The organism is Shinella sumterensis (assembly GCF_004514425.2).
Taxonomy (GTDB): domain Bacteria; phylum Pseudomonadota; class Alphaproteobacteria; order Rhizobiales; family Rhizobiaceae; genus Shinella; species Shinella sumterensis.
On record NZ_MYFN02000009.1, the window covers coordinates 17,691 to 42,457 of the forward strand.

General features: G+C 59.7%; 22 protein-coding genes and 2 pseudogenes. 13 read left to right on the forward strand and 11 right to left on the reverse strand.

The window, feature by feature from the left end; all coding sequences use genetic code 11:
* Window positions 1-10 precede the first annotated feature (10 nt).
* Window positions 11-436: an Hsp20/alpha crystallin family protein gene (locus B5M41_RS16795; protein WP_134652946.1), complete on the reverse strand. Its 426-nt coding sequence runs from the start codon at window positions 434-436 to the stop codon at window positions 11-13.
* Between the two features lie 202 nt (window positions 437-638).
* On the opposite strand from B5M41_RS16795, the gene B5M41_RS16800 reads away from it, so the two are divergent.
* From B5M41_RS16800 to B5M41_RS16850, 11 genes are all read left to right on the forward strand, one after another.
* Window positions 639-1,067, forward strand: a complete 429-nt coding sequence (locus B5M41_RS16800) for a MarR family winged helix-turn-helix transcriptional regulator (RefSeq protein ID WP_134652948.1) — start codon at window positions 639-641, stop codon at window positions 1,065-1,067.
* A 14-nt stretch (window positions 1,068-1,081) separates the two neighbouring features.
* A complete protein-coding gene (ftsH, locus tag B5M41_RS16805) occupies window positions 1,082-2,914 on the forward strand; it encodes an ATP-dependent zinc metalloprotease FtsH (RefSeq protein WP_134652950.1) in 1,833 nt (610 codons plus the stop codon).
* Window positions 2,915-2,977: 63 nt separating this feature from the next.
* Window positions 2,978-5,884 (forward strand): ATP-dependent Clp protease ATP-binding subunit, encoded by a 2,907-nt coding sequence (locus B5M41_RS16810; RefSeq protein WP_134652952.1) that lies wholly within the window; start codon window positions 2,978-2,980, stop codon window positions 5,882-5,884.
* Between the two features lie 75 nt (window positions 5,885-5,959).
* Window positions 5,960-7,090, forward strand: a complete 1,131-nt coding sequence (locus B5M41_RS16815) for an RNA polymerase sigma factor (RefSeq protein WP_230640156.1) — start codon at window positions 5,960-5,962, stop codon at window positions 7,088-7,090.
* A gap of 5 nt (window positions 7,091-7,095) precedes the next feature.
* Entirely contained in the window at window positions 7,096-7,689 is a 594-nt protein-coding gene (locus tag B5M41_RS16820) for an NADH dehydrogenase ubiquinone Fe-S protein 4 (protein WP_230640158.1), read from the forward strand.
* A complete protein-coding gene (locus B5M41_RS16825) occupies window positions 7,682-8,428 on the forward strand; it encodes a hypothetical protein (protein ID WP_134711220.1) in 747 nt (248 codons plus the stop codon). Before B5M41_RS16820 ends, B5M41_RS16825 begins: the two co-directional genes overlap by 8 nt.
* 182 nt (window positions 8,429-8,610) lie before the next feature.
* Window positions 8,611-8,880, forward strand: coding sequence for a hypothetical protein (locus B5M41_RS16830; protein ID WP_134653282.1), 270 nt, complete (start codon window positions 8,611-8,613; stop codon window positions 8,878-8,880).
* A 64-nt stretch (window positions 8,881-8,944) separates the two neighbouring features.
* On the forward strand, window positions 8,945-9,697 hold the full coding sequence (locus B5M41_RS16835) for a rhomboid family intramembrane serine protease (RefSeq protein WP_134653280.1): 753 nt from the start codon (window positions 8,945-8,947) through the stop codon (window positions 9,695-9,697).
* A complete protein-coding gene (locus tag B5M41_RS16840) occupies window positions 9,688-10,530 on the forward strand; it encodes an SDH family Clp fold serine proteinase (RefSeq protein ID WP_112831513.1) in 843 nt (280 codons plus the stop codon). The genes B5M41_RS16835 and B5M41_RS16840 overlap by 10 nt, the downstream gene beginning before the upstream one ends.
* Window positions 10,531-10,587: 57 nt before the next feature.
* A complete protein-coding gene (gene trxC / locus B5M41_RS16845; protein ID WP_112592672.1) occupies window positions 10,588-11,010 on the forward strand; it encodes a thioredoxin TrxC in 423 nt (140 codons plus the stop codon).
* Window positions 11,011-11,058: 48 nt separating this feature from the next.
* A complete protein-coding gene (locus B5M41_RS16850) occupies window positions 11,059-12,204 on the forward strand; it encodes a cation:proton antiporter domain-containing protein (RefSeq protein WP_134653278.1) in 1,146 nt (381 codons plus the stop codon).
* 430 nt (window positions 12,205-12,634) lie between these two features.
* Here B5M41_RS16850 and B5M41_RS16855 read toward each other — a convergent pair.
* The 10 genes and pseudogenes from B5M41_RS16855 to otsB all read right to left on the reverse strand — a co-directional run bounded on the left by B5M41_RS16855 (window position 12,635) and on the right by otsB (window position 20,890).
* A pseudogene (locus B5M41_RS16855) lies at window positions 12,635-13,854 on the reverse strand (IS3 family transposase).
* A gap of 97 nt (window positions 13,855-13,951) precedes the next feature.
* Window positions 13,952-15,143 (reverse strand): annotated as a pseudogene (locus B5M41_RS16860) (IS3 family transposase).
* Between the two features lie 163 nt (window positions 15,144-15,306).
* Entirely contained in the window at window positions 15,307-15,606 is a 300-nt protein-coding gene (locus B5M41_RS16865; RefSeq protein ID WP_134653245.1) for a DUF982 domain-containing protein, read from the reverse strand.
* 297 nt (window positions 15,607-15,903) lie between these two features.
* Entirely contained in the window at window positions 15,904-16,269 is a 366-nt protein-coding gene (locus tag B5M41_RS16870) for an SPW repeat protein (RefSeq protein WP_134653243.1), read from the reverse strand.
* Between the two features lie 32 nt (window positions 16,270-16,301).
* Window positions 16,302-16,625, reverse strand: a complete 324-nt coding sequence (gene rpoZ, locus B5M41_RS16875; protein ID WP_114215880.1) for a DNA-directed RNA polymerase subunit omega — start codon at window positions 16,623-16,625, stop codon at window positions 16,302-16,304.
* 8 nt (window positions 16,626-16,633) lie between these two features.
* Window positions 16,634-17,386 (reverse strand): NADH dehydrogenase ubiquinone Fe-S protein 4, encoded by a 753-nt coding sequence (locus tag B5M41_RS16880; RefSeq protein ID WP_134653241.1) that lies wholly within the window; start codon window positions 17,384-17,386, stop codon window positions 16,634-16,636.
* A gap of 73 nt (window positions 17,387-17,459) precedes the next feature.
* Window positions 17,460-17,969 carry an Hsp20/alpha crystallin family protein gene (locus B5M41_RS16885; RefSeq protein WP_114215878.1) on the reverse strand — a complete coding sequence of 170 codons (510 nt, stop codon included), beginning with the start codon at window positions 17,967-17,969 and terminating at the stop codon, window positions 17,460-17,462.
* Between the two features lie 96 nt (window positions 17,970-18,065).
* Window positions 18,066-18,542: an Hsp20 family protein gene (locus B5M41_RS16890; RefSeq protein ID WP_011982782.1), complete on the reverse strand. Its 477-nt coding sequence runs from the start codon at window positions 18,540-18,542 to the stop codon at window positions 18,066-18,068.
* Window positions 18,543-18,767: 225 nt separating this feature from the next.
* Window positions 18,768-20,144 (reverse strand): alpha,alpha-trehalose-phosphate synthase (UDP-forming), encoded by a 1,377-nt coding sequence (gene otsA, locus B5M41_RS16895; RefSeq protein WP_134652874.1) that lies wholly within the window; start codon window positions 20,142-20,144, stop codon window positions 18,768-18,770.
* Window positions 20,141-20,890 carry a trehalose-phosphatase gene (gene otsB / locus B5M41_RS16900; RefSeq protein WP_230640159.1) on the reverse strand — a complete coding sequence of 250 codons (750 nt, stop codon included), beginning with the start codon at window positions 20,888-20,890 and terminating at the stop codon, window positions 20,141-20,143. The genes otsA and otsB overlap by 4 nt, the downstream gene beginning before the upstream one ends.
* Window positions 20,891-21,358: 468 nt before the next feature.
* Here otsB and B5M41_RS16905 point away from each other — a divergent pair, with 468 nt between their 5' ends.
* Together B5M41_RS16905 and B5M41_RS16910 are read left to right on the forward strand one after the other, a co-directional pair.
* Window positions 21,359-22,465, forward strand: a complete 1,107-nt coding sequence (locus B5M41_RS16905; protein WP_134652876.1) for a glycosyltransferase family 4 protein — start codon at window positions 21,359-21,361, stop codon at window positions 22,463-22,465.
* Window positions 22,466-22,510: 45 nt separating this feature from the next.
* Complete coding sequence (locus tag B5M41_RS16910; protein WP_134652878.1) at window positions 22,511-24,706, forward strand: amylo-alpha-1,6-glucosidase; 2,196 nt, start codon at window positions 22,511-22,513, stop codon at window positions 24,704-24,706.
* Window positions 24,707-24,767 lie beyond the last annotated feature (61 nt).

Genomic DNA, 24,767 nt, shown 5'->3' on the forward strand with positions numbered 1-24,767 from the left:
CCAGCTCCTCTCAGGCCGCTTTGATCTCGATTTTCTTCTTCCTCGTTTCCTCGGGCTGGGAGATGACGATCCGCAATACGCCATTCGTCATCCTCGCCTCGACCTTGTCATCCGAAGCCGTGAATGGCAGTCGGATAGCGCGGGAAAACTTGCCATAACCGCGTTCGTTACGGAGCCAGCGCGCACCTTCGGGAACCTCGGGCAGCTTGCGTTCGCCCGACAGCGTCAGGACGTTGTCCTTGACCGAAATTTCAATGTCGCCCGGTTCGATGCCGGGAAGTTCAGCGATGACTGCAACGGCCTCAGGGCCTTGCCAGACATTTACCGCCGGGAACGCCGCGCGGGACGGCGGCCAGAAACTGCGGTCGAGATCGCGCATCATGGAGCGCATCAGCGCAAAGGGATCGCTGCGGCGCAGATATGTCGGGTAGAGCATTGCTGGCCTCCTGTTGCTGATCGATACCCCCGAACCGTCGGCATGGAGGGACCGGGCAACGGTGCCGGCCGGATGTGGGTTCGGAGAACGCCTATCAAGATAGGCCGTACCATTTATTATGCAAGCATGTATGATGGGTGCATTGCGTTTTGGATGGGGGGCGGTTTCTCCTGTGTACGATGCAATCGGAGGAAGGATAACCATGATCTCTTCGGACATCGCGCTGATCGGGACGACGATCCACCGGGTCGCGCAGCTCATCCAGCAGCGGATCGACCAAGACATCCGCGGCAGCGGCCTGACCCGCCTGTCCTGGATGGCGGCGGCGCATGTCGAGGATGCGCCTGGGACCATCGGCGATCTGGCCGACCTGCTGGAGGTCGGCCAGGCCACAGCCGGCCAGCTCGTCGATCGCATGGTCCGGGGCGGCTGGGTCGAGCGGTGGCCCTCGCTCGACGACAGGCGGGCGCAGATCGTCACGGCAACGTCGAAGGCCCGGGCGATGCTGAAGGAACTCGCGCCGCGGCAATCGGCGCTCGAAGATGATATCCTGCAGGATCTGTCGGCGGACGAAAGGCGCGCCCTGCTGGCGCTGCTCGAGCGGATCAGGGCGCGGCTCGGGCGCCAGTGAAAGGGACAAGCGGCATGGAAAGGAAGACCGAATACAACATCTGGTACTGGGTGGTGGCTTTCATAGCCGTGCTTTTCATCCAGAACCTGATCGCCGGCTGGCAATCCGTCGCGCCGATCAGCTACAGCCAGTTCGAGAAGTATCTCGCTGACGGGAAAATTTCCTCTGTCGCGGTCGGGTCAGACACTATCACAGGCACCTTCGCCGAACCGGTCGACGGCAAGAAGCAGTTCGTGACGACCGTAGTGAATCCCGCAATCCTGGAACGGATAGACCGGTCAGGTATCGAGATCACTGGCGTTCCGCAAAACACTTTTCTCGGCACGCTGATTTCCTGGGTGGCGCCAGCGCTTATCTTCTTCGGAATCTGGATGCTGCTGTTCCGCAAGTTCGCCGACAAGCAGGGCTTCGGCGGGTTCATGCAGGTCGGCCGCAGCAAGGCCAAGGTTTACATGGAAAAAGAAACCGGCGTCAGCTTCGCCGACGTGGCCGGCGTGGACGAGGCCAAGGCCGAGCTCGAGGAGGTCGTGGAGTTCCTCAAGAACCCGGCCGAATACGGAAAGCTGGGCGCACATATCCCCAAAGGCATATTGCTCGTTGGGCCGCCGGGCACCGGCAAGACGCTGCTGGCGCGCGCGGTGGCGGGAGAGGCCGGCGTGACCTTCTTTTCGATCTCGGGATCAGAGTTCGTCGAGATGTTCGTGGGCGTCGGTGCCGCGCGGGTGCGCGACCTCTTCGAGCAGGCTCGGAAATCCGCGCCGGCGATTATCTTCATCGACGAACTCGACGCTCTCGGGCGGGCGCGCTCCTCCGGCCAGATCGCTGGCGGCCACGATGAGCGTGAGCAGACGCTGAACCAGCTTCTGACCGAGCTCGACGGCTTCGACCCTTCGGTGGGCATCGTTCTGCTTGCGGCCACGAACCGTCCGGAGATTCTCGATCCGGCGCTGCTCAGGGCCGGACGCTTCGACCGTCAGGTGCTGGTGGACCGGCCCGACAAGAAGGGACGTGTGCAGATTCTTGGCGTTCACATGAAAAAGGTGAAGCTCGCCCCGGACGTCGATGCCGAGAAGGTCGCAGCGCTTACTCCCGGCTTTTCCGGAGCGGATCTTTCCAATCTCGTCAACGAGGCAGCATTGCTCGCCACGCGCCGCAAGGCCGATGCGGTGACGATGGACGACTTCAACAATGCCGTGGAGCGCATCATCGCCGGGTTGGAAAAGAAGAACCGCGTGCTCAATCCGCGCGAACGCGAGATCGTGGCGCACCACGAGATGGGGCACGCGCTTGTGGCGATGGCTCTGCCGGGGGTGGACCCGGTGCACAAGGTCTCGATCATCCCGCGCGGAATTGGCGCGCTCGGCTACACTATCCAGCGCCCGACCGAGGACCGCTTCCTGATGACGCGGGAGGAGCTGGAGAACAAGATCGCAGTCCTGCTTGGCGGGCGCGCGGCCGAGAAGATCATCTACAATCATGTCTCGACCGGGGCGGCCGACGATCTGGTCAAGGCTACCGATATCGCCCGCGCCATGGTCGCGCGGTACGGGATGGACGAAGACCTCGGGCATGTCAGCTACGACACCGATCGGCCAGGCTTTCTCGGCACCGGCGACCAGTCGTCGTGGCTGAACCGCCGCTACAGCGAGGCCACTGCCGAGCGGATGGACTCGAAGGTGCGCGACATCGTGGATGGCGTGTTCAAGCGCACCCTCTCGCTTCTCGAAGCCAACCGGGCGCTGCTCGAGCAATCCGCGCAGGATCTCCTGCAACGCGAGACACTGGACGAGCCCGATCTGGTGGCAATTGGGTCCAAGGTGAAAAGAACGGAAGCGGTCGCTGCGTAACACTGTCACTGGCGCAGATGATTGGCGGACAACCCTGACTGGATAAAGAAACGGAGAAGACGAATGGCAAACGGAGCTTGCGATATTTGCGGTCGCCCGGCGACGGCGCGCGTGCGCGCCTCGGTGAACGGCAGAATTCAGAACATGGAGCTTTGTGACCAGCATTACCACGAGATGGTGCGCCGGTCGGGCCGCAGCGCCTCGCCGCTGGAATCCCTGTTCGGACAGCATTCGCTTTTTGACGAGTTCTTCGGCGGCAGCGGTTTCGGCAGCCTCTTTGGTGACAGCCCGCTGCGGGGTGGCACGCTCGGCTCCATGGGTAACGGCGATGACGATGTCGTCGACGCCACTTTCGGCGAGGGTGCCCCGCGGCGTTCGGCGCGGCGCGGCGGCGGACGCACGATCGCCGACCGGCTGAGCGAGCAGGGTAACAAGCTGTTGCAGGACGCCGCACAGAAGGCCGGGGAATTCGGACGCAGTGAGGTCGATACCGAACACCTGCTTCTGGCACTGACCTCGTCCGACGTCGTCAAGACGATCCTGGAACAGTTTAAGGTCGATGTGGACGATCTGCGTCGCCAGATCGAGAAGGAAGCGAAGCGTGGAGAGGCCAAAGCATCGGGCGAAATCGGCGTCAGTCCGCGTCTGAAGGACGCGCTGAACCGCGCCTTCATCACCTCGAACGAACTCGGCCATTCCTATGTCGGCCCCGAGCATCTGCTGGTCGGCCTCGCCGAGGAGGGTGAGGGCCTGGCCGCGTCTATCCTGCGCAAGTACGGCCTCACGCCGCAGGCGCTGCGCCAGCAGGTGACGAAGGTCGTGGGCAAGGGGGCCGAGGAAGGCCGTGTGGAGGCGCCGTCCAGCACGCCCGATCTCGACCAGTTCAGCCGCGACCTGACCAAGCTCGCCCGCGAGGGCAAGCTCGACCCCGTCATCGGCCGCGCCCGCGAGATCGAGACGACGATCGAGGTGTTGGCCCGCCGGAAAAAGAACAACCCGGTGCTGATCGGCGAGCCTGGCGTGGGCAAGACCGCCATCGTCGAGGGACTTGCACAACGGATCGTCGCGGGGGAAGTGCCAGAGGCGCTGCGCGACAAGCGGCTGGTCGAACTCAACATCAACTCGATGGTGGCCGGGTCGAAGTATCGGGGCGAGTTCGAGGAGCGGGTTCAGAAGATCCTCAAGGAGATCACCGAGGAGAAGGACAGTCTGATCCTGTTTATCGACGAGATCCATACCATCGTCGGCGCCGGCCAGGGCGGTGGCGAAGGCGGTCTCGACATCGCCAACACCTTCAAGCCGGCGCTGGCGCGGGGCGAGCTGAACCTGATCGGTGCGACGACGCTCAACGAGTACCAGAAATACATCGAGAAGGACGCAGCACTCGAACGCCGCTTCCAGCCGGTATATGTCGAAGAGCCCACGGTCGCTCAGGTCATCATGATCCTGCGCGGCCTGCGCGACACGCTGGAGGCGCACCACAAGGTGACAATCACCGACGAGGCCATAGTCGCGGCGGCCGAGTTGTCGGACCGCTACATCACTGGCCGCTTCATGCCCGACAAGGCGATCGACCTGATCGACCAGGCCGCCGCACGGGTGAAGATCAGCGCCACCGCGCGGCCCGTGGACGTGCAGGAGCTCGAGGCCGAAGTTGCGCAGATCAAGCGAGAGCAAGATTACGCCGCCGCCCGCAAGCAGTTCGATCGCGCTGCCGAACTCAAGAAGGAGCTCGAGCAAAAGCAGAAGGAACTGGACGAGCTTCTGGAGATCTGGAAGCGCGACCAGGCTTCGGCGACCGCCGAGGTGCGCGCCGATCATGTCGCGCAGATCGTCTCCAAGATCACCGGTGTTCCGGTCACAGAGCTGACCACCGAGGAGAAGGACAAGCTCCTCAAGCTCGAGGAGAAGCTGCACGAGCGCGTCATCGGCCAGGAAGAGGCAATCCGCGCCGTGGCCGATGCGGTGCGCCTCGCGCGCGCAGGTCTGCGTGAGGGACGCGGCCCGACCGCGACGTTCCTCTTCCTCGGGCCGACCGGGGTTGGCAAGACGGAGCTGGCCAAGACGCTCGCCGAGGTGATCTTCGGCGATCAGGACGCGACGATCCGTATCGACATGTCGGAGTATGGCGAGCGCCACTCGGTTGCCCGGCTGGTTGGTGCGCCTCCGGGCTACGTTGGATACGACGAAGGCGGGCAACTGACGGAGAAGGTGCGCCGTCGGCCGTACTCGGTCGTACTGCTCGACGAGATCGAGAAGGCGCATCCGGATGTGTACAACATCCTGCTTCAGGTGTTCGACGATGGCCGCCTGACCGACGGCAAGGGCCGCGTTGTTGACTTCACCAACACCATTATCATCGCCACCTCGAACCTCGGTTCGGACATCATCCAGCGCAACCTCAAGAAACGCGGCACCAGGGAGTTCGACGAGGCCAAGCAGAAATCCGAACTGATGGAGGTGTTGCGCGGTCATTTCCGGCCAGAGTTCATCAACCGGATCGACGAGATCATCGTCTTCCACTCACTGAATCAGTCGGAGATCCGCCAGATCGTCGAGTTGCAGCTGAACCGGGTGAAACGGACCGCCCTCGGCCAGGGCGTCGAACTCGAATTCGATGTGAGCGTCGTGGATCACTTCGGCGCGGTCGGCTTCCGTCCCGAATTCGGCGCCCGCGAGCTGCGCAGGCTGATCCGGTCGGAGCTGGAGACCGAGCTGGCTCGCGAAATGCTCTCGGGGCGGATCGAGGATGGCGACAAGGTCCGCGTCGCCTGGTCGGCCGACGAACAGAGGGTCGTGTTCGAAAAGATCGCAAAGGACACCGGTGACGACAGCCCGGACGATCAGGCCGAGGCCGGGATCAACGAGTCCAGCGAAGTTGCCGAAAACAAGTCAGACGCTCTGGCACCCGATGTTCCGGTCGACGCTACGGATGCGGCGCAGTCCAAGGACGACAAGCCCACCGGGTGACGTCGTGAAGGACCGGCCGGCGCGATGACGGTCGCGCCGGCCCATTTCGTCGAAAGCGACAGCAGGTCACACGCCATGAAACTCATCAGAGCATTTCGCAATCTTGACCGGCACGGCGAGCAGCGCGCGCCGGAGGTCATCGAGGAAGAGGTGCGGCAACTCGAACCGCATCTTGCACGCTTCAGCGAAGATCTCGTCCGGCTTGAGGTCTTCGCCTCGCAGACGAAGGGCAAGGTGCGCATCCATGTCAGCCTGCGCCTGCAACTGCCCTCGGGCCTGATCGCGGTGCAGGAAGAGGGGTTCGAGATCGAGCCTGTCCTGCGCAAGGCCTTTGCCGACCTGCGCCACCGGCTCGATCGGCATGTGGCGCGCCTCAAGCACGAGTCTGAATACAAGCGTCCCACCCGCCGACCCCGGATCGGTGCCCAGCTGCCGTCCGTGCGGGATGCGGTGGAGGCGGAGTGGCGCCAGCTTTTCTTCGACCTGATCGAGGATCATCTCGATACGGTCTATGACACCGTCAGGCGCGAGTTGACCTATCTCGAATGCAGCGGATCTGTGCCGGCTGGTTACCTCAGCGTTCGGGATCTCGTCGATGCGACGATCCTCAAGGGGCTGGAGAGGTTCGAGCAGCGGCCCACCGAGTTTTCCATAGGCGACTGGCTGCTGAAACTGGCTTTCGAGACCATCGAGGCCGAGGCGGCCGCCGCGCGCCGCGCGTTGCCCGAAGATGCCGCATCGATCGACGCCGCACCCGAGGCGTCGGCCGGGGAGCCTACCGAGTCGGATGAGGAAATCTTCGAGTTTTATCAGCCCGACGACGTGCTGCGGCTCGAGGAGCTCATCGCCGACGACGGTGGGGACGACCCTGAAACGGCTGTCGCGAAACGCCAGGACGCGCTGATCTTTCACCGGGCGATCGCCGGTCTTCCGGCGCTATGGCGCAGAGTCCTGTTTCTTGTCGATCTGAACGACACTCCGCTTGAAAAGGCATCTTCGGTTCTCGGCATTGCTGAAGACGACGTGACCCGGATCGTCCAGTCGGCGCGCAATTATCTTCGCGACAAACTGCGTGACTCAGGTCAGTCTTCCGATACCGCACATGCGCTTTTTGAGAGCGCTCATCAGAGAGGGTCGCGAATTCTCCTGCCCCTGCGGGATCGCGCCCGGCTGGAACACACTTTTCTGGGGGATAACCGAGGGTAAGCACCATGATGCGCGGCCATAATCGTCCACCCTTTGCGCCGAAGATACCCGGGACCAACATGAGATCATGGGACGTTCCGACCGCGATCATTTACCGGCCGGCTCGTTCCGCGATGACGTCGGCGCCGCGGCCCAACTACTGGATACTGGAATTCGAGCCGTCTCGGCCCCTGCAGGTCGAGCCGCTGATGGGATATACCTCCAGCAACGATCCCTATCGTTCGATCCGGCTGAAGTTTCCCGACCGCGAAAGCGCCGTGGAATTCGCGGAGCGACAGGACTGTCGCTATTTCGTGCGTGAGGACGTGGCTCACCGGCATGCGCCTGACCGCTGGCGGGGAGAGGAGCGGCATCGCCTCTACAAGGGAGCCGACGCCCCGAACGCCTTTCGCATACCGTCCCGCCTGGATCGGGGTCGCACGGACCACCGACTCTGGCGCGCAGTCGATCAGGAAGGCTCGGTGGACCTGTCGTCGCAAGAACAGGCGGAATTCGATCCGGTGCTTGAAGCCGATCTCGAATCCTTCCCGGCCTCCGATCCCCCGGCCTGGACGGGCGTGACGATAGGCGGAAAGCGGTCCGGCAACAGCAATGCTTGATATCGCGGTTCTGTCAGCATGCCTTGCTGTCGCAGCCTTCCTCTTTCACCCCAAGGTTCGAACGCTACGTGGTTGGCGGGCAGCGGTAACCCCGCTCGCGTCTATCATAGGCAGCGGGTTCTTGGTTGTGGGACCGATCCTGGACGCTTCCTGTGGTTATGCGGCCCCGGTTGCGATGATGGCACTGTGCGGATTGGCTTTTCTGTTTGGTGGTGCCATCCGCGCGAATATTGCGCGAATTGCATTGACCGCCGATAATCGCAGTCGACCGGAGCTTTTCATTGAAAGAGTATCAAGTTGGATATTGATATTCGCCTACGTGATTTCGGTAGCGTATTATCTGAATCTCTTTGGCGCCTTTGCCGTAAGCCTGACCGATGACGGCGGAAGCAGATTCGAGGCACGGCTCGTTACGACCGCGGTCTTCTTTTTTATTGCAGTCACAGGGCTTATACGCGGCTTTGATGCATTGGAAGGTCTTGAAAAGGCAGCAGTCTCTCTGAAACTTGCCATCATAGCCGGGATGATGGTCGGTCTTGTTCATTTTCTTGCTGATAAAGTGATCGCGGACGAGGTTGTAATTAATTCTCACCAGACTGGCGGGTGGACTGCTGTCGCTCTAGTCTTTGGCCTTCTTGTCACGGTGCAAGGTTTTGAGACGTCAAGATATCTTGGCCTTGAATATACGGCTGAAACGCGAATGAAGAGCATGAATATGCCCAATTTATCGCCTCTATAATTTACGTCGCGTATATTGGTTTTCTGGCCTTCTCGTTTCCGGCGAATACAATCACGCTTTCAGAAACTGCAATAATTGACATCTTTCGGGTCATTGCTCCGATATTACCCGCACTGTTGATTGGCGCTGCGCTACTGTCGCAATTCAGCGCTGCCGTCGCCGATGTCGTCGGAGCCGGCGGGTTGCTTGTCGAAGTGACCGATGGGCGAGTGCGGCCTCAGATCGGTTACTTTCTATTGGGGATCGTCGGGCTGGCATTGACGTGGAGTTCGAGCGTTTTCGAGATTATCGGCATCGCATCGCGCGCATTTGCTCTCTACTATGCTACTCAATCAGCCATTGCCGCTATCGGACACCTGCAGGCCGGCCGCCGCCTTCAAGCTGGAGGTTTTACCTTGCTCGCAGGATTGGGGCTACTGATTGCCGCAACTGGAACCGCTATGGAGACGTGAATGCCCGAAAGCAGATCCATCGAACACGCACCTCTCATACGCTCATCAGCAAGTAGGAGCTGAATTGTTTCCCTATCTTGACAGCGTCGCGCGCCGCTACCCGCCCGTCATCGTATGGGTGCTCATCTCTGCGAACGTCCTCACGTTTCTCTATCAGACGAGCCTGCCGCCGCGCGTAGTGGACCGGTTCGTGTTCGAGTTCGCGCTGGTGCCCTCGCGCTTCTTCGGACAGCCAAGCCTCATCGCCCCGTCCGACGACTGGACCCCATTTCTGACCAATATCTTCCTGCACGGGGGCTGGCTTCACCTCATCTTGAACATGTGGACGCTCTGGATTTTCGGCCCTGCGGTCGAGGACCGGCTTGGGCCGGGCCGGTTCACGCTGTTCTATCTGTTCTGCGGTATCGCGGCCAGCCTGGCGCATGCCTTAGCCAACCCCGATTCCGTCATTCCCGCGCTCGGCGCATCCGGTGCGATCGCGGGCGTGATCGGCGCTTATGCGCGCATGTTTCCGGCGGCGAAGCTGGTGGTGATGGTGCCGGTTCTCTTCCTGCCGCTGTTCTTCGAGGTCCCGGCCTTTGGCTTCGCGATGATCTGGCTCGGCCTGCAGGTGATCCCCGGCATCCTGTCGCTGGGCGATCAGGCCACGGGCGGCATCGCCTCATGGGCGCATATCGGCGGGTTCGTCGCCGGCTGGCTCGTCACGCCATTCCTGCGTAGGCGCGCGGACGTCTATCGCAATTACTACCGCGACGAAGGCATCTACGGCTTTTTGCCCGACGGCCGACGGCAAGGAGGACAAGGTCCATGGACATAACGCAGCTTTTCTGGCTCTTCTTCATCTTCTCTGCGCTGCAACCGGTGCTTCAGCGCAGATATCTGGAGGCGATGCGCACCCGCAAGATCGCCCAGATCGAGAAGAAACGCGCCAGCCGCGTCATCTCGCTGATCCACCGGCAGGAGACCATGAACCTGCTGGGTTTTCCCCTGATGCGCTACATCGACGTCAACGATTCCGAGGAAGTCCTGCGTGCGATCCAGATGACCGACGACGAGGTGCCGCTCGATATCGTGCTGCACACGCCGGGTGGGCTGGTGCTGGCGGCAACCCAGATCGCTCGGGCCATTCAGGGCCACAAGGGCAAGGTCACCGTGTTCGTGCCGCATTACGCGATGTCGGGCGGCACCTTGATCGCGCTTGCCGCCGACGAGATCGTGATGTGCGAGCATTCCGTGCTGGGCCCCGTCGATCCGCAGCTCGGCCAGATGCCCGCCGCCTCGCTGATCAAGGTCGTCGAGGAAAAACCCATCGCCGAGATCGACGACCAGACGCTGATCATGGCCGATGTCGGCCGCAAGGCCATCGCGCAGATCGAGGCCTTCGCGAAGCGGCTTCTCTCGGACAAGATGGATGAGGCCCAGGCGGCGGATGTGGCGGCGAAACTGGCGACCGGCACCTGGACCCACGATTATCCGATCTCCGCCGATGAGGCACGCGAGCTGGGCCTGCCCGTCGGAACGGACATGCCCAAGGAAGTCCTGCAACTGATGACGCTTTACCCGCAGCCTGTGCGGCGGCAGGGCGGCGGCGTCGAATATCTGCCCGTGCCGCGAGAACGCGAGGCGCGCCGCGGCCTGTCTGGCCACTGACGTCGAGAGAACCATCCACCGCCCGGAAGACCGGGCCCGTTCAGAAAAGGAAACCAAATGACGACCGTTATCTGCCCGAACTGCAATTCCACCAACCGGGTGCCGCAAGAGCGCCTGGGCGACAATCCCAATTGCGGACGCTGCGGCGCCCCCCTCTTTCAGGGCCATCCGGTTACGCTAACGGCGGCGAATTTCGACCGCCACGCGAATGCCGACTTGCCGTTGCTCGTGGATTTCTGGGCCGAGTGGTGCGGGCCGTGCAAGATGATGGCGCCCCAATTCGAAGCGGCGGCGCGCTCGCTCGAACCCCGTGTCCGCCTGGGCAAGCTCGATACGGAAGCCGAACAGGAGATCGCCGGCCGCTACGGGATCCGGGGCATTCCCACCATGATCCTCTTCAAAGGCGGCAAGGAAATCGCGCGCCAGAGCGGCGCGATGTCTGCCGCCCAGATCGCGCAATGGGCGCGCTCTCACGTCTAGAAATTGCGGGTAATGGCCTTTCCTGCACCATGCCATCAGGAGAAGAACATGCATGGCGTGACCGGATTTATCGAAAGTGCGGCCTTGTTGGTCTGTGCCGCGTTCGCGCTCGTGACGATATGCTCACGGATCGGCGTGCCCAGCATCGTCGGTTACATTCTTGCCGGTATAGTCATTGGACCGGCCGGTCTCGGCCTGATTGCGGAGAGCGGCGCCCTGACCAGCATTGGCGAGATTGGCGTGATACTCCTGCTGTTCGCGCTTGGCCTGGAATTCTCGTTCGAGAAGCTCGTAACGCTCAAGAAGCATGTCTTCGGTCTTGGAGCCGTGCAGGTTGCAGTCACGACGATAACGGTGTCGTTGGTAGCGAGCCTGATCTTCGATCTCGCGCCCCTCCCCGCAATCCTCATCGGCGGGGCCGTTGCCATGTCGTCCACGGCCATGTGCCTCAAGGTGCTCGCAAGCGTGAACGCTCTAGGATCGGCGCAAGGGCGCCTCGCCATTGCAGTGCTTCTGTTTCAGGACCTGGCAGCTGTCGCGTTTCTGCTTCTGCATGATGCGATGAGTGGTACCGCCGGAGGGTATGGCGTGATAACGGTCGTCGCCGGTGCAACGGCATTGGTTGCAGCTCTGTTCACTGCCCGTGGCCCGTTGCAGATACTTGCCCGTTGGGTAGCGTCGCGTGGCGATCCGGAACTTGCCCAACTCCTCGCGCTCACCATTGCACTAGGCTCTGCGATTGTCGCGGCCACCGCCGGCCTTTCTCCGGCACTCGCTGCATTTGCGGCCGGCATGATTATCGGCGAGGGCGACGCGCGCCATGCTGTCGAGAACGAGATTAGGCCCTTCCGCGATTTGTTTGTCGGGATTTTCTTTATCGGTATCGGAACGCAATTGCCACTTTGGATCATTCCTTCTGCATGGCTTGTCGTGCTGATCTGGCTTGTCATTCTTCTTGTGGGCAAGACGCTGATTGTTATGGTCGTCGCCCGACTATTCGGCGAGTCGCTTCAGACCTCATGGCTCACTGGGATCATCCTGGCCCACGGAGGAGAATTCAGCCTGATGCTGCTGTCGGTTTCTTCGGCATCGGGCATTGTCGCCAACGAGTTCGCCGGCCCCCTCCTTCTTGCGATTGGAATGAGCATGCTGGCTGGAGGCCTTATAGTTAGATGGACGGGAAACAAAGTTTAGCCGGATAATCTCGCACCTGAATATGAGTAAAGTAAAGAAATGCGATTCGGGCCCGGAGCCTAACGCCCAATTCGAATGCCGGGCCTTTGAAGAAAATCCCAGTGCAGGCCTGCAGCGCTCGGCACCGAAATTAGCGTTGGAAACTCGTGCAATGAACACTCGTGTCGCGTAGCTTGAAATGATTTTGGCGACCGAGCGGCATGGCGAAGAATCACGTGCGAAGTTGTCGCGAAGTGAAGTAGATCGCCAAGAGGAATTTCATTCCGTCCGCCAATGGAGACTTGCTCCGAGCGTGGGCTCTCGGAGTTTTTCAACAGTATCGGCGCTAAAAATCGTCGGTATCCTCCCCAACGACGACACCATCGTTACATTGATCGATACCGTATTGCTGGAGTAGAAGGTGGAGTTGCCCCTTAAAAACCGGACAGGATCAGGTTTCTGTTTGACGGTTTAAGAACTCACGAGGCGAGCGATACCCTAATGCCTTGTGCGGGTGAAGGGTATTGTAGTGTTCGAACCATGAGGGCAGTTGCGCGATGACGGTTGTGGCGTCTGGTCGAGGGTTCACTGAGACGTAGTCGCGCTTGAATGTTTTGACGAAAGCCTCTGCCATTCCATTGGATTGGGGGCTGCGAATGGGCGTGGAGCACAGCTCCATGCCGATATCGACAAGCAATTACCTGGTGTCCTTTGCGATGAAGCAGGAGCCGTTGTCAGTCAGCCATTCGATTGGCTTTGGAAGAGTGTTGATGAGACCGAAGCGGTTCTCCACAGCCGTAATGACCAGGTCCTGCACGTCCTCACTCTTGATGCCCTCTGTTGTCGCGACATGGGCAATGGCTTCGCGATCACAGCAATCGAGCGCGAACGCAACGCGGACCTTCTCCTTGTTGTCGCAGCCGATCTCGAAGCCGTCTGAACACCAGCGCAGATTGGATTGCTCGACGGCAACGCGGCCATCGTGGCGACGGGGGTCGAGAGCACCGGTGTGGCGCTGAAGAAGCATGCTGTGAACCTTCATCACCCGGTAGACGCGCTTGGCATTTGGCCACGGTCGGCTTTCGCTGCGGGCATTCCGACAAAGGATCGCGTGCACCCGGCGATATCCGTAGGTGGGCATATCGTCGATGATGGTCTTGATCTCATCCACCAGCTCCCGATCAGCAAGCGGCGGACGCCCTCTGGCTTTGGAGGGACGTCGCTTCACAGATTCCGCGATGTTGGATCGGGCGACACCCAAGGTCTCACACACCGTCGTCATCCCGAACCGTCCTTCGGCAACGAGAGCGAGCGCAACAGATGTTTTTTTGACCCTGATGCGATCTCAAGCGCTTCTTTGAGGATTTCGCCTTCCATCGTCTTCTTGCCGAGGAGGCGCTGCAGCTCTCTCACCTGGTTCTGAAGCGCTCTGTATTCGGATGCAGGGACGACCTCTTCCTGCGATGCCGTGGCCGTCAGCGCACCCTGCGCCGCAAGTTTGCGCCAGGCGAATAGCTGGTTCGGTTGAATGCCGTGCCGTCGCGCAACGATGCTGACCGTGACATCAGGCTCGTAGGTCTCCTGGACTATCGCCAGCTTCTCCGCTGTCGACCAGCGACGGCGACGCTCACGGCCGGACAGCACTTCTATCTTGGGGATGTGACTGGTCATAATGGGCACATTACTCCTAACACTTAACAAGTGGGAGATCGTGTCCGAGGATTTAGGGGGCCACTTGGAGTGCACCCCATTTCATCGGACAGGTCGGCTAGTTTGATTTAGCCCTGATGAACTGCCGAGGGGAAGCCATCTTGAGCGCGGAATGGGGATGGATTTCATTATAGTCCTCGATCCATCCATCGATGAGCCGGAGCGCTGTTTCTGCGTCCGGGATTTGAGCGATGCGGATATAGTCTCGCTTCAGAGTTTTCACGAAAGCTTCCGACATGCCGTTCGACTGTGGGCTGGCGACCGGCGTGAAGCAGGGTGTCAGATTGAGCGCCTGGGCGAACAATCTCGTGTCTCTCGCGGTATATGCCGAGCCGTTGTCGGAGAGATGCTCGATCGGCTGAGGAGCCCGCGTCGTTCCGAAGCGCTTCTCGACCGCCTCCAGCATCATGTCGCGCACGTCCGAGCCGGAGATGCCTGCATTGGCGAGCGCCGTCCAGGCGATGATCTCGCGGTCGAAGGCGTCGATGATGAACGCCATGCGGACGACGTCGCCGTTCCAGCAGGCGAATTCCAGCCCGTCCGAGCACCAGCGCAGGTTCGAGCGCATCACCATGACCTTGCCGTCATGAACGCGGCCCTTGCGCATGGCAGTGTGCTTGGCGAGCAGCATGGCGTTGTTACCCATGATCCGGTGAACCCGTTTGGCGTTTACGACGGGCTTATCGGCGGCTCGCCTTTCGCAATTGAGAAGCGCGGCGATCCGCCGATAGCCATAGGTCGGCCTTTGATCCACAAGCCTGCGGATATCAGGCAGAAGTTCCGCATCCTCAGCCTTTTGGTAGCGGCCACGTGGCTTCGACCTGCCTTTCAACCGCTCGGCGAGGTTGGAGCGGGAAACGCCCAGCGTCTCAGCAACGGTCTTCATGGGGAACCGTCCTTCGGCAACAAGATCGGCCGCGATATCCGTTTTTTTGAGTCCGCTTTGGACAAGGCTTCGCGGAGGATTTCGACCTCCATCGTCTTGCGGCCCAGCATCCGCTCCAATTCGCGGACGCGATCCTCCAGCTTTTTCACTTCCGAATTGCCGACAACCGGCTCGTCTGAATCCACGGCCGCCGCGCTCTCTCGCTCATAAGCCTGCGCCACCGATAAAGCAGATTGGGCGCAACTCCATGGCGGCGGGCGGTTGACGACACCGTCTCGCCCGGTTCGAAGCTCTGCTCGATGATCGTCAGCTTCTGCTCGGTTGTCCACCGCCGCCGGCGGACGTCGCCTGTCATGATTTCCATGCGTCTGTAGTCGTTAGACATAAGCCTATCCTCAAGCCTGTGCTTGAGCCTTTCTGCTTATGCCGACTGTCCGGTCGAAATGGGGGGCAGTTCACCACTACAGAAGGACAAATCGGCCATTCAGCAGTCTCGCTACATGACACTTGATAAAGGCTCACCCGCTTCACTCTACATGTTGGTTTTCACCGTATTCTGTTCGTGAAGTGCCGGCAATGTCGGTGTCAGGCGCCAGTAGGTCATGCCTCCTTGCGAACGCGACAAAAAGGCCACGCGCGGTCTCTGCGTCCACTTCGCCCCGCAGTGCGGCACGGCATGCATTCAGGGCGACAGAATGGCCCTTATCTCTGGATTGGGTAGGCCATTCCAGCAGATATCTGTAAGCGTCGATTACCGAGCCTATTTCCGTGGGGTAGCCGAGCCCCACAAAGATGCGTATCGGTTTTTTGAAGCAGTCTGTTTTCATTTCGGTCTCCCTTCTAATCCAGGCTTGCGGTACGCAAGCGCACCATCTGACCTCCAACCATTTCAATAGATTTCACGTCATCTTCAGCATGCCGAGATCCATTTTCGGGTAAGGCCCTTCTAATATATTTAACCTAGTCAACGTGACCATGCGCAGTTGAGCGTTCAGGATCTCCGGAAATGTCAGAGCAATGTGAAACATCAGTCAGTCCGTTGGTTTGGGACCTTCTTCTCTTCAGCTGTGACGCATCAAGGCATAGGGAGAACGGGCCCGGCGGTCCGGACCCGTTCAGTAGACTCACGCCGTCGACCACGGACGATTATGGCCGAACCAGATACTGCCGGCTGCCACGATCACGACGACAATCCCGGCTATCAGATGTGCGCTCGTGGCGGCAGTCACGGCTGAGAAGCCGAGCGCCCAGGGGGCAATCAGCGCCCAAATGCCAAGTACGAGGTTGAGCCACTCTTCCATCTCATGGAAAGCGTAGAGTGCAGAGGCGGCGACAAGAGTGACGGCCGCGCCGACCACCCATGCGTTCCAGGCGGCATAGGTCTCTGCGGTGAAGCCGAGCAGCCAGGGCGAGATCAGAAGGCCAAGACCGGCAACGATATTGACGATATCAAAAACCGTCCGGTAATTCGAATTCAGGGACTTTAGCATCGTTCATTTCTCCTCATCGGTTGGTTGCATCATCAATGGACCGCCTCGGTCGGCGAGGCGGCGGATGCGGCGGCAGCCTTCGAACGGCCGTCGCCGCAAAGTTTGGACGTCGTGGACGGGGCCGGCAGGAGACAAGCTTCGGCTTGTCGGGGGAGCAGGAACGGCGCCAGTTCGTCCTCCGAGAATGCTCCTGCTGCGATCTCCTGCAATGCGAGATCCCCCGCATTCCGGTCTCGCAAAGCAAGTCTCGGTTCGGCCCCACGGTCGAGCGCACGCGTGCGCGCTGCCGCAGCCAGCACCAGCGCAAACCGGTTCGGAAGAGCCTTCTCACAATCAAAGATGACATATGGATCCATGGCTCACCTCATGCGGCGTTGCGATCGTTCATTGTATGAACTCGCCCGTTTTCAACGCATCGCTCAAGCGCGAGCATCGCCTGCTCAACCTCGTAAAGGCGCGACGGCCGGTCGTTCTCCGGCATGCCTTCGTTGGTCGCCTGATCCGCCAGATATTCCGTCCAGGCCCAGTTCATCAGGATCGAACGCTTCGCGTCGAGCGATAGCGCCGGATCGCGAACGACGTCCATCGGGGCGAACCAGCTGGCCGGGCCGGACGCATCGTCGCGGTCTGCCGCGCTATCCATGGCCTGCCCGTACTTTTCCTGAAGTCGAGCAAGACCCAGCCGCTCCAAGGTCGCATCAGCGAAGGCATGGGATGGCCGAGCCGATTGGCGAGCAGTCCTCTTCTTCGCCGACGCAACAGCCTTGTCTGCCGGCTGTTGCACGACGTAGGTCAGCCCCTGGCGCTTGGCATAACGGATGGCGGATTGAAGCGTGGGGAATTCGAGTTCCACCTGCGCAAGTGTGTCACTGCCACCGGTATAGCCCATCAAAGGTTCGACAAACGGAGCGGAGCGACGCTCGAAGACAAGCCGCCAGCCCTTTGTGCGCGCATTCCCCGACGTGGTCATCGAACGAGACGGCTTGAAGATGTGCGCGACCGCGTCGTCGGAAAACGGCGGGCGGCCGAAGGAAAGGCTGCGCCGGTTGTCGTTTGAGGCGCGGACAGCGGCAGTCGGCGTTTCGATTCCTGGTTTTGTGTCTCTTGCAGTCTCCATTCTTCATCCCTCCCGGTTGGCGAAGGATACTGGCGGCCGCCATTGGGCCGGCCGCCAGGGTTGGTTGAACCGATCAGCTCTTGATGGCGATGCGCTTGACCTGCGACTGCGCCTTCTCGGTCTTCGGCAGGATCACGGTCAGCACGCCATTCTTGAAGTGCGCGTCGACCTTGTCTTCCGCGATCTCAACGCCGAGCGGGATGCGGCGCTCGAAGCGGCCATAGTATCGCTCAGAGAACTGACGATCCTTGTCCTCGTTCTCGGAGCGCTTCTCGCCCTTCAGCGTCAGCACGCCGTCGTTGAGCAGGACTTCGATGTCCTTTTCGTCAAGGCCTGGCACTTCGGCCGTCACCTTGATCTCCTTGTCGGTGTCGGAGATCTCAACGCTCGGCCAGCCGGTACTGAAGGCAGAACCGCCACCGAAGGTGGTCAGGCCCGAGCCGAAGCCGCGGAAAACATCATCGAACAGTCGGTTCACTTCGCGATGAAGCGACAGGAAGGGATCGCGGTCGTCATCGCGCAGGACAGTCGGCACCTGGTCTCGATTATTGCGGCCCCAGGGGATCAGATCACGAACACTCATGGTTTTTCTCCTTCTCATCTGTTGATTGGACAAGATCCGCCCGTGACGCCGGGCAATGGCCCGGCGCCCTGATTGCAGACAACGTCGTTTGAAAAATCAGGCGGCCTGCTTGTCCGCTTCGATCTGCTTCGTCTCGACCTTCGGCAGTGCCACGTCGGTCGAAATCGCGATCTGGCGAGGCTTCATCTCTTCAGGGATTTCCCGCTTGAGATCGACGGTCAGCAGACCATTGACGAGCCCTGCACCCACGACCTTGACGTGATCTGCAAGCTCGAACCGGCGCTGGAATGAACGGCCGGCGATCCCGCGATGCAGATACTGCTGATTGTCGTCATTCGCCTTCTGCCCGGCGACGAAGAGCATGTTCTGCTCTTGGGTAATCGTCAGCTCGTCCTGCGTGAAGCCGGCCACTGCCATGGCAATGCGGTAGTCGTCCTCACCGGTCTTGATAATGTCGTAGGGCGGCCAGTTGTCGATCGATTCGACACGGCTTGCAGCTTCAAGTGCGTTCAACATTCGGTCGAAGCCGATGCTTGACCGAAAAAGGGGAGAAAAATCGAGGTTTGTCCTCATAACCATATCCTCCTTACAAGCAACATGGATACAAGGAGACGCCAAGAGCACAGGGCGCCTCCTGGACTTGTCGATCCCCGATTGGGCGATCGAACAATAATCATTTAATTCAGTACGTTGCGGCTTCAAGAGGTTTTCAATAGCAGCATGGAAAATTTTTTGGCCCGTGGCGAAAAGATACTGCGTCCGTCTATTCAATCGTCTCTTGAAAGGAGCCTGACCATGTCAATCGCGCGTCAGGGTGTCGAGAAAACTCTGGCACCAGTGAAAGATGTCGTTGGTTCGCAATTTTTCCATCATCGCCTGCCAGCGTTCCACGCGCGCGTCGCGTGGCATCGAGAGCGCAACTTCGAGCGCCGAGGCCATGGAATCGAGATCATATGGATTGACCAACAGCGCGCTGTCGAGTTCACGAGCGGCGCCGGCAAAGCGCGAAAGGATCAAAACGCCCGGGTCTTCCGGTCTCTGCGCCGCAACATATTCCTTTGCGACCAGATTCATGCCGTCACGCAAGGGCGTCACCAACCCGACCTTCGCAATGCGATATAGCCCGGCCAGGGATTGGCGACCGAGAGACTGGTTTATATAGCGCACCGGTGACCAATCGACCGTGCCGAGTTCTCCGTTCACTCGGCCAGCCAATTCGGCGACCGCTTTTTGCATGGCCGCATATTCGGGCACGTTCGAACGTGATGTTGGCGTGACCTGCAACAGAGTTGTGCGCCCCATGCGCATGGTATTCATCTGCAGAAAACGATGAAATGCATCGATACGCTGAGTGATCCCTTTGGAATAATCGAGCCGATCGACGCCGATCACGAGATCGCTGCCACCAAGGCTTGCCTTTGTACGCGCAACCAGAGGGTCGTTCGCCGCGTCGCCTGCCACGCGCTCGAATTCCGCTGTATCAATGCTGATGGGAAAGGCACCGCAGCGGAACACTCTGCCATATGCGCGGCAAAGATCGTTGCCCAATAGCTCTCCGGCCCCCTCTCGACGCAGGCATTCGGCGAAATTGTCGAGATCGTATCGCGTGTGAAAGCCTACCAGATCATAAGACGAGAGCCCCCGCAGAATCACGTCGTAGACGGGCATGGCAAACAGGATGTCCGCCGGAGGCCAGGGAATATGAAGAAAAAAGCCGATCCTGTTGGCGCAACCGCGTATGCGCAATTCTTCCGCCAGCGGAATTAGGTGATAGTCGTGAACCCAGATGATATCATCAGGTTCGATCAACGGCATTAGCAGGTCCGCGAAGAGCCGGTTAACCCGATAGTATCCAGACATCTCACTACGGGCGTATTCACTGAGGTCCAACCGACAATGAAAGGTCGGCCACAAAACCCGATTGGCAAAGCCATTGTAGTATTCGGCTATATCTTTCTTCGTCAGATCCGTGAGCGCGTACTCAATGTTGCCGATCCGCTGGCTCGAAAGCGGGGGTATATAAGTCTCCGCGCTCTGTTTGCCCGACCATCCCATCCAGAGACCATTATGTTTCTGCAGCGCTGAATGGAGCGCTATCGCAAGTCCACCTGGCGGAGGATTGCCGTTCTTGTCCGGTAGCGGGACCCGGTTTGAGACAACGATGAGCCGGCTCATCTCGAAGTTCCCTGACTGCCGAGCCTTGAGCAGGCAATAGAGCCCAGACGAGAACGCAAGTCGGCGGGAGAGTGCAATACGGTATCGGCCGACGTAATACCTGGTTCGCTGCCAACCCGGATTGCCGCGCCGCCCCCTTGTTTAGCTGCGACGAACATATCTTCGTCCGTAAGGTCATCACCAATTGCTATAGGCAGTCGGCCCGAAAACTCCGCGGTCTCCATGAAACTTTTGAGCGCATCGCCTTTATTTGCCTTTGCTGGCCGCAGTTCGATCAGCATCTTGCCACGTTGGACGTACCAGTCATCACCGGCTACGCGCCGAGCCTCTTCCATCAACGCTTCTACTGCGTGTTGCGCTGCGGGTACCAGGCGATAGTGGAGCGCCACAGCGGCGCCCTTATCCTCGAAGATCACCTTTTCCGGCTCTGGCCGCCGCAACCTGAGCAGAGCTTTTGCCTTATTGAAGGGCTCTGATGACGCGGTCCCGTATCGGGTTCCATCCGCGAACCGCATCTCCGCGCCGTGAAGGCCGGCAACGGCAAAGCGTTGGGGGGCAAAAAACGCGTCAACCGTCGCGATACTACGTCCGGTCACCAGCGCAAGTGATCCACCCAGATATCGGGATAGCGCAGCCAGATCGCGGCCGAGATCGTCGGGCACAGCAACTGCCCCCGGCGTCGGTGCGATATCCAGAAGCGTACCGTCGATATCCAGAAACAGCGCGAAGCGCTCCGGCGAGGTCATGAGCCCTTCAAGTGGATCGGGCTGCTTTTTGCAAACAGCACCCGAAGGACCTGTCATGTGTGTCACGCACATCTTTCTCGTCCTCTTCTGTGGCGCGAAAGATGTAAGCGGCGTTTTGGCGCGTTCAATATCGCTCTGGCACTCCCCCTACCAGAGTGCCAAAAAATTATACCGCCTCTCTTGAAGCGAGCCCACCGCTTCCCAAATCTTCATCGGCTTCGCAAATTGCGAAGTGTTCATAACGTTGTTGTCATTGATCGGAAGGAGCGTTTGCGAACGTATCCGCCTGAGCCTTGTTGGCATGTTTTAATGGCGGTGCGACAGTGCGGGCGCAACGGCCCGACTGGTAGCATGCAAAATCTCCCGAAGAAAATGGCTTGGGGTGGCCTCAAAGGTGCCCGGATCGAAGATCGCAAATAACGGTCTTTGATGTTCATGTCCGAACTTCGCTTCTTAAAGGAGGTTTTGATGAAAATCGCACAAATCGCACCCCTTGCCGAACGAGTTCCGCCAAAGCTCTATGGCGGAACGGAGCGCATCGTCTCCTATCTGACAGAAGAACTCGTTCGTCAGGGGCATGATGTCACGCTGTTTGCCAGCGGTGATTCCATTACATCCGCCAAGCTCGTGCGGTGTTCGAATTTGGCCCTAAGGCTTAACCCCGCCGTTCAAGACCCTATCCCCTATCACGTCATGATGCTGGAAGAAGTGCGCAAGCGCGCCGACGAGTTCGACGTCCTGCATTTTCATATCGATCTTCTGCATTTCCCGCTGATCAGCCCATTCGCTGGCAAGACAGTCACCACGCTGCACGGACGGCTGGACTTGCCTGATCTCAAACCTTTCTACGCTTCTTTTCCGGACGTGCCGCTGGTCTCGATTTCCAACGATCAGCGCCGGCCCATGCCCCCGGTCAACTGGGCAGGTACCGTGTATCATGGGCTGACCTCGGACGTCTTGCCGTTCACCCAAAAGCCTAAGGGCGACTACCTCGCTTTCCTGGGACGCATTTCACCAGAGAAACGCCCGGACCGGGCGATCGAGATCGCCGCGCGCACCGGCATGAAGCTGAAGATTGCCGCCAAAGTCGACAAGGCCGATGAGGCCTACTGGCAAAAGGAAATCGCGCCCATGATCGAAAAGCACAAGAATGTCGAATATATCGGCGAGATCAATGAGACGCAGAAAGCTGACTTCCTCGGAAATGCGCAAGCACTTCTGTTCCCGATAGACTGGCCCGAGCCTTTCGGTCTCGTCATGATCGAGGCCATGGCCTGCGGTACGCCGGTCATTGCGTTTGAATGCGGCTCGGTACCCGAAGTCATCGACGACAATGTATCCGGCTTTATCGTCAACGATATTGATGAAGCCGTGGATGCCGTCGGCAAACTCGATCAGCTCGACCGCAAGACTGTCCGCAACACGTTCGACAAGCGTTTCACTGCACGGAGGATGGCCAATGACTATGTCGACATCTACCGCTCACTCGTCAACAGATACAACAACGTCGGACAAATGCCGCTTCATGCTGCCAATGGAAATGCTGCCACCTTTGCCATCGGCGACACAGCCTGACCCTCGTCTGATAAAGGATTTTCAGCCGTGGATTCCGCGTTAACATTGACCGACAGAAAGGAGCCGGCCTACGCCGGCTCCGACACCAAGCCGACGAGCGGCGTTCCCGAGGCCGCGATCCGCTATGAACGCGGTTCGCGAACACTGAAACACGGCGACACATTCGCCGTGTTTGACAATAATGGTGATGCAGTTTCGTGGCCAGGCAACCCGGAGGGTGTGTTCCATCGGGATACGCGGCACCTGTCCTATCTCAGCCTGACCATCAACGGGCTCCATCCGTTGCTGCTTTCTTCGACATTGCGTGACGACAACGCTACGCTGAACTGCGATCTCACCAATCCTGACATTGTCATCGAGCCTGATGGCGACACGCTTCGCCACGACTTGCTACACATACGGCGGACACGGTTTCTTCTAAACGGAGTCTGCTACGAACGGCTTCTGCTGCGCAATTTCGATGACCGGGAACGCACGGTCCGTCTCGATATTGCATTTGCGGCCGATTTCGCCGACCTGTTCGAAATACGGGGCAAGCCCCGCGCGAAGCGCGGGCAATCGGCCCAGCCTGAGGTGGAGGCTGATCGCGTCCGCCTTTCCTATCTCGGTCTCGATGGACGAACACGTGCAACGATTCTGCGTTTCGACCCCGAACCCTCTTCAATTGCAGGAGATCATGCCCGTTATCAGATTACCCTTGGGCCACGTGAAGCCCGCTCGCTCTTCATCGAGATTATCTGTGACGAGCGCAGTGAAGAGAAAACGCCACCCCGAAAGACATTTTTCTCCGCACTGCGTCGGGCGCGTCGGGCTCTGCGACGCTCGTCGGCTCGTGCCGCCTCGGTGGTGACCTCCAACGAAATTTTCAATGAAGCCGCCCGCCGCAGCGTCGCGGACCTCTATATGCTCATGACCGACACGCCCGAAGGCCCGTACCCCTATGCCGGCATCCCCTGGTTCAGCACAGTCTTTGGTCGCGATGCGCTGATAACCGCCCTGGAGACACTTTGGCTCGACCCGGCAATCGCCCTTGGCGTCCTTAAGCATCTCGCCGCCAACCAGGCAGTTGACTTCAACCCTGAAGCCGACGCCGAACCAGGCAAGATCCTCCACGAGATGCGCTTCGGCGAGATGGCGGAACTCGGTGAAGTTCCCTTCCGTCGCTATTACGGCAGCATCGATTCGACCCCGCTTTTTGTCATGCTGGCGGGCGCCTATCTTCAAAGGACAGGTGACGTCGAAACCTTACGTGGCCTATGGCCCCATATACGCGCTGCGCTGAACTGGATTACCCGGTTTGGAGACCGGGATGGTGACGGCTTCGTTGAATATGGTGCCCGCACCGGGAAGGGCCTGGCCAATCAGGGTTGGAAGGACAGCCACGACTCCGTGTTCCACAAGGACGGCAGGCTTGCGACGGGACCGATCGCTCTGACGGAGGTGCAGGCCTATGTATATGGTGCCTGGCGGGCGGCCGCGATCATTGCCCGGCAGCTGGGTAAGGACGATGACGCCTTGAGTTTCGACCGAATGGCCGAGACATTGCGCATCTCCTTCGACAAAGCGTTCTTTGACGAAGAACTGCAAACCTATATCCTGGCCCTCGACGGCGAGAAAAATCCTTGCCGTGTCCGCTCGTCGAATGCCGGTCATGCGCTGTTCACGGGGATTGCTTTCCCGGAACGCGCCGAGAAGGTCGTCCGAACCCTGATGGCGCAGTCATCTTTCTGTGGCTGGGGTGTGCGCACTATTGCCGCCTCCGAGGCACGCTACAATCCGATGAGCTATCACAACGGATCGGTCTGGCCGCATGATAATGCGCTGATCGCCGCCGGTTTCGTGCGGTACGGCTATCGGGCCGAGGCAGCACGCATCTTCGAAGCATTGTTTGCCGCATCGACCTATATCGATCTCAGACGGCTGCCCGAGCTTTACTGCGGCTTCGTTCGCCAGCGCGGAAAAGGGCCTACGTTCTATCCCGTCTCGTGCATCCCGCAAGCTTGGGCCGCGGCGGCGCCGCTCTTCCTGCTGGCGACAGTGATCGGTCTCGGTTTCGATCCACGTGCCTGCCAATTGACGCTGAACCAGCCTGTACTGCCATCTTTCACTGATGAAGTTGTGCTTCGAGACCTGCGGCTCGGTTCGGCATCGGTGGATATCGCTTTGCGCGGTACCCAATCGAAGGTGGTCGTTGACGTTCTCGAACGAAAGGGAGAGATCAAGGTGTTGACGACCAACTGAGAGCTTTGGCAGAACCGCCGCGGCCTTGGGCTCGAAAACGCTCACAGATTTGTGCTTGGAG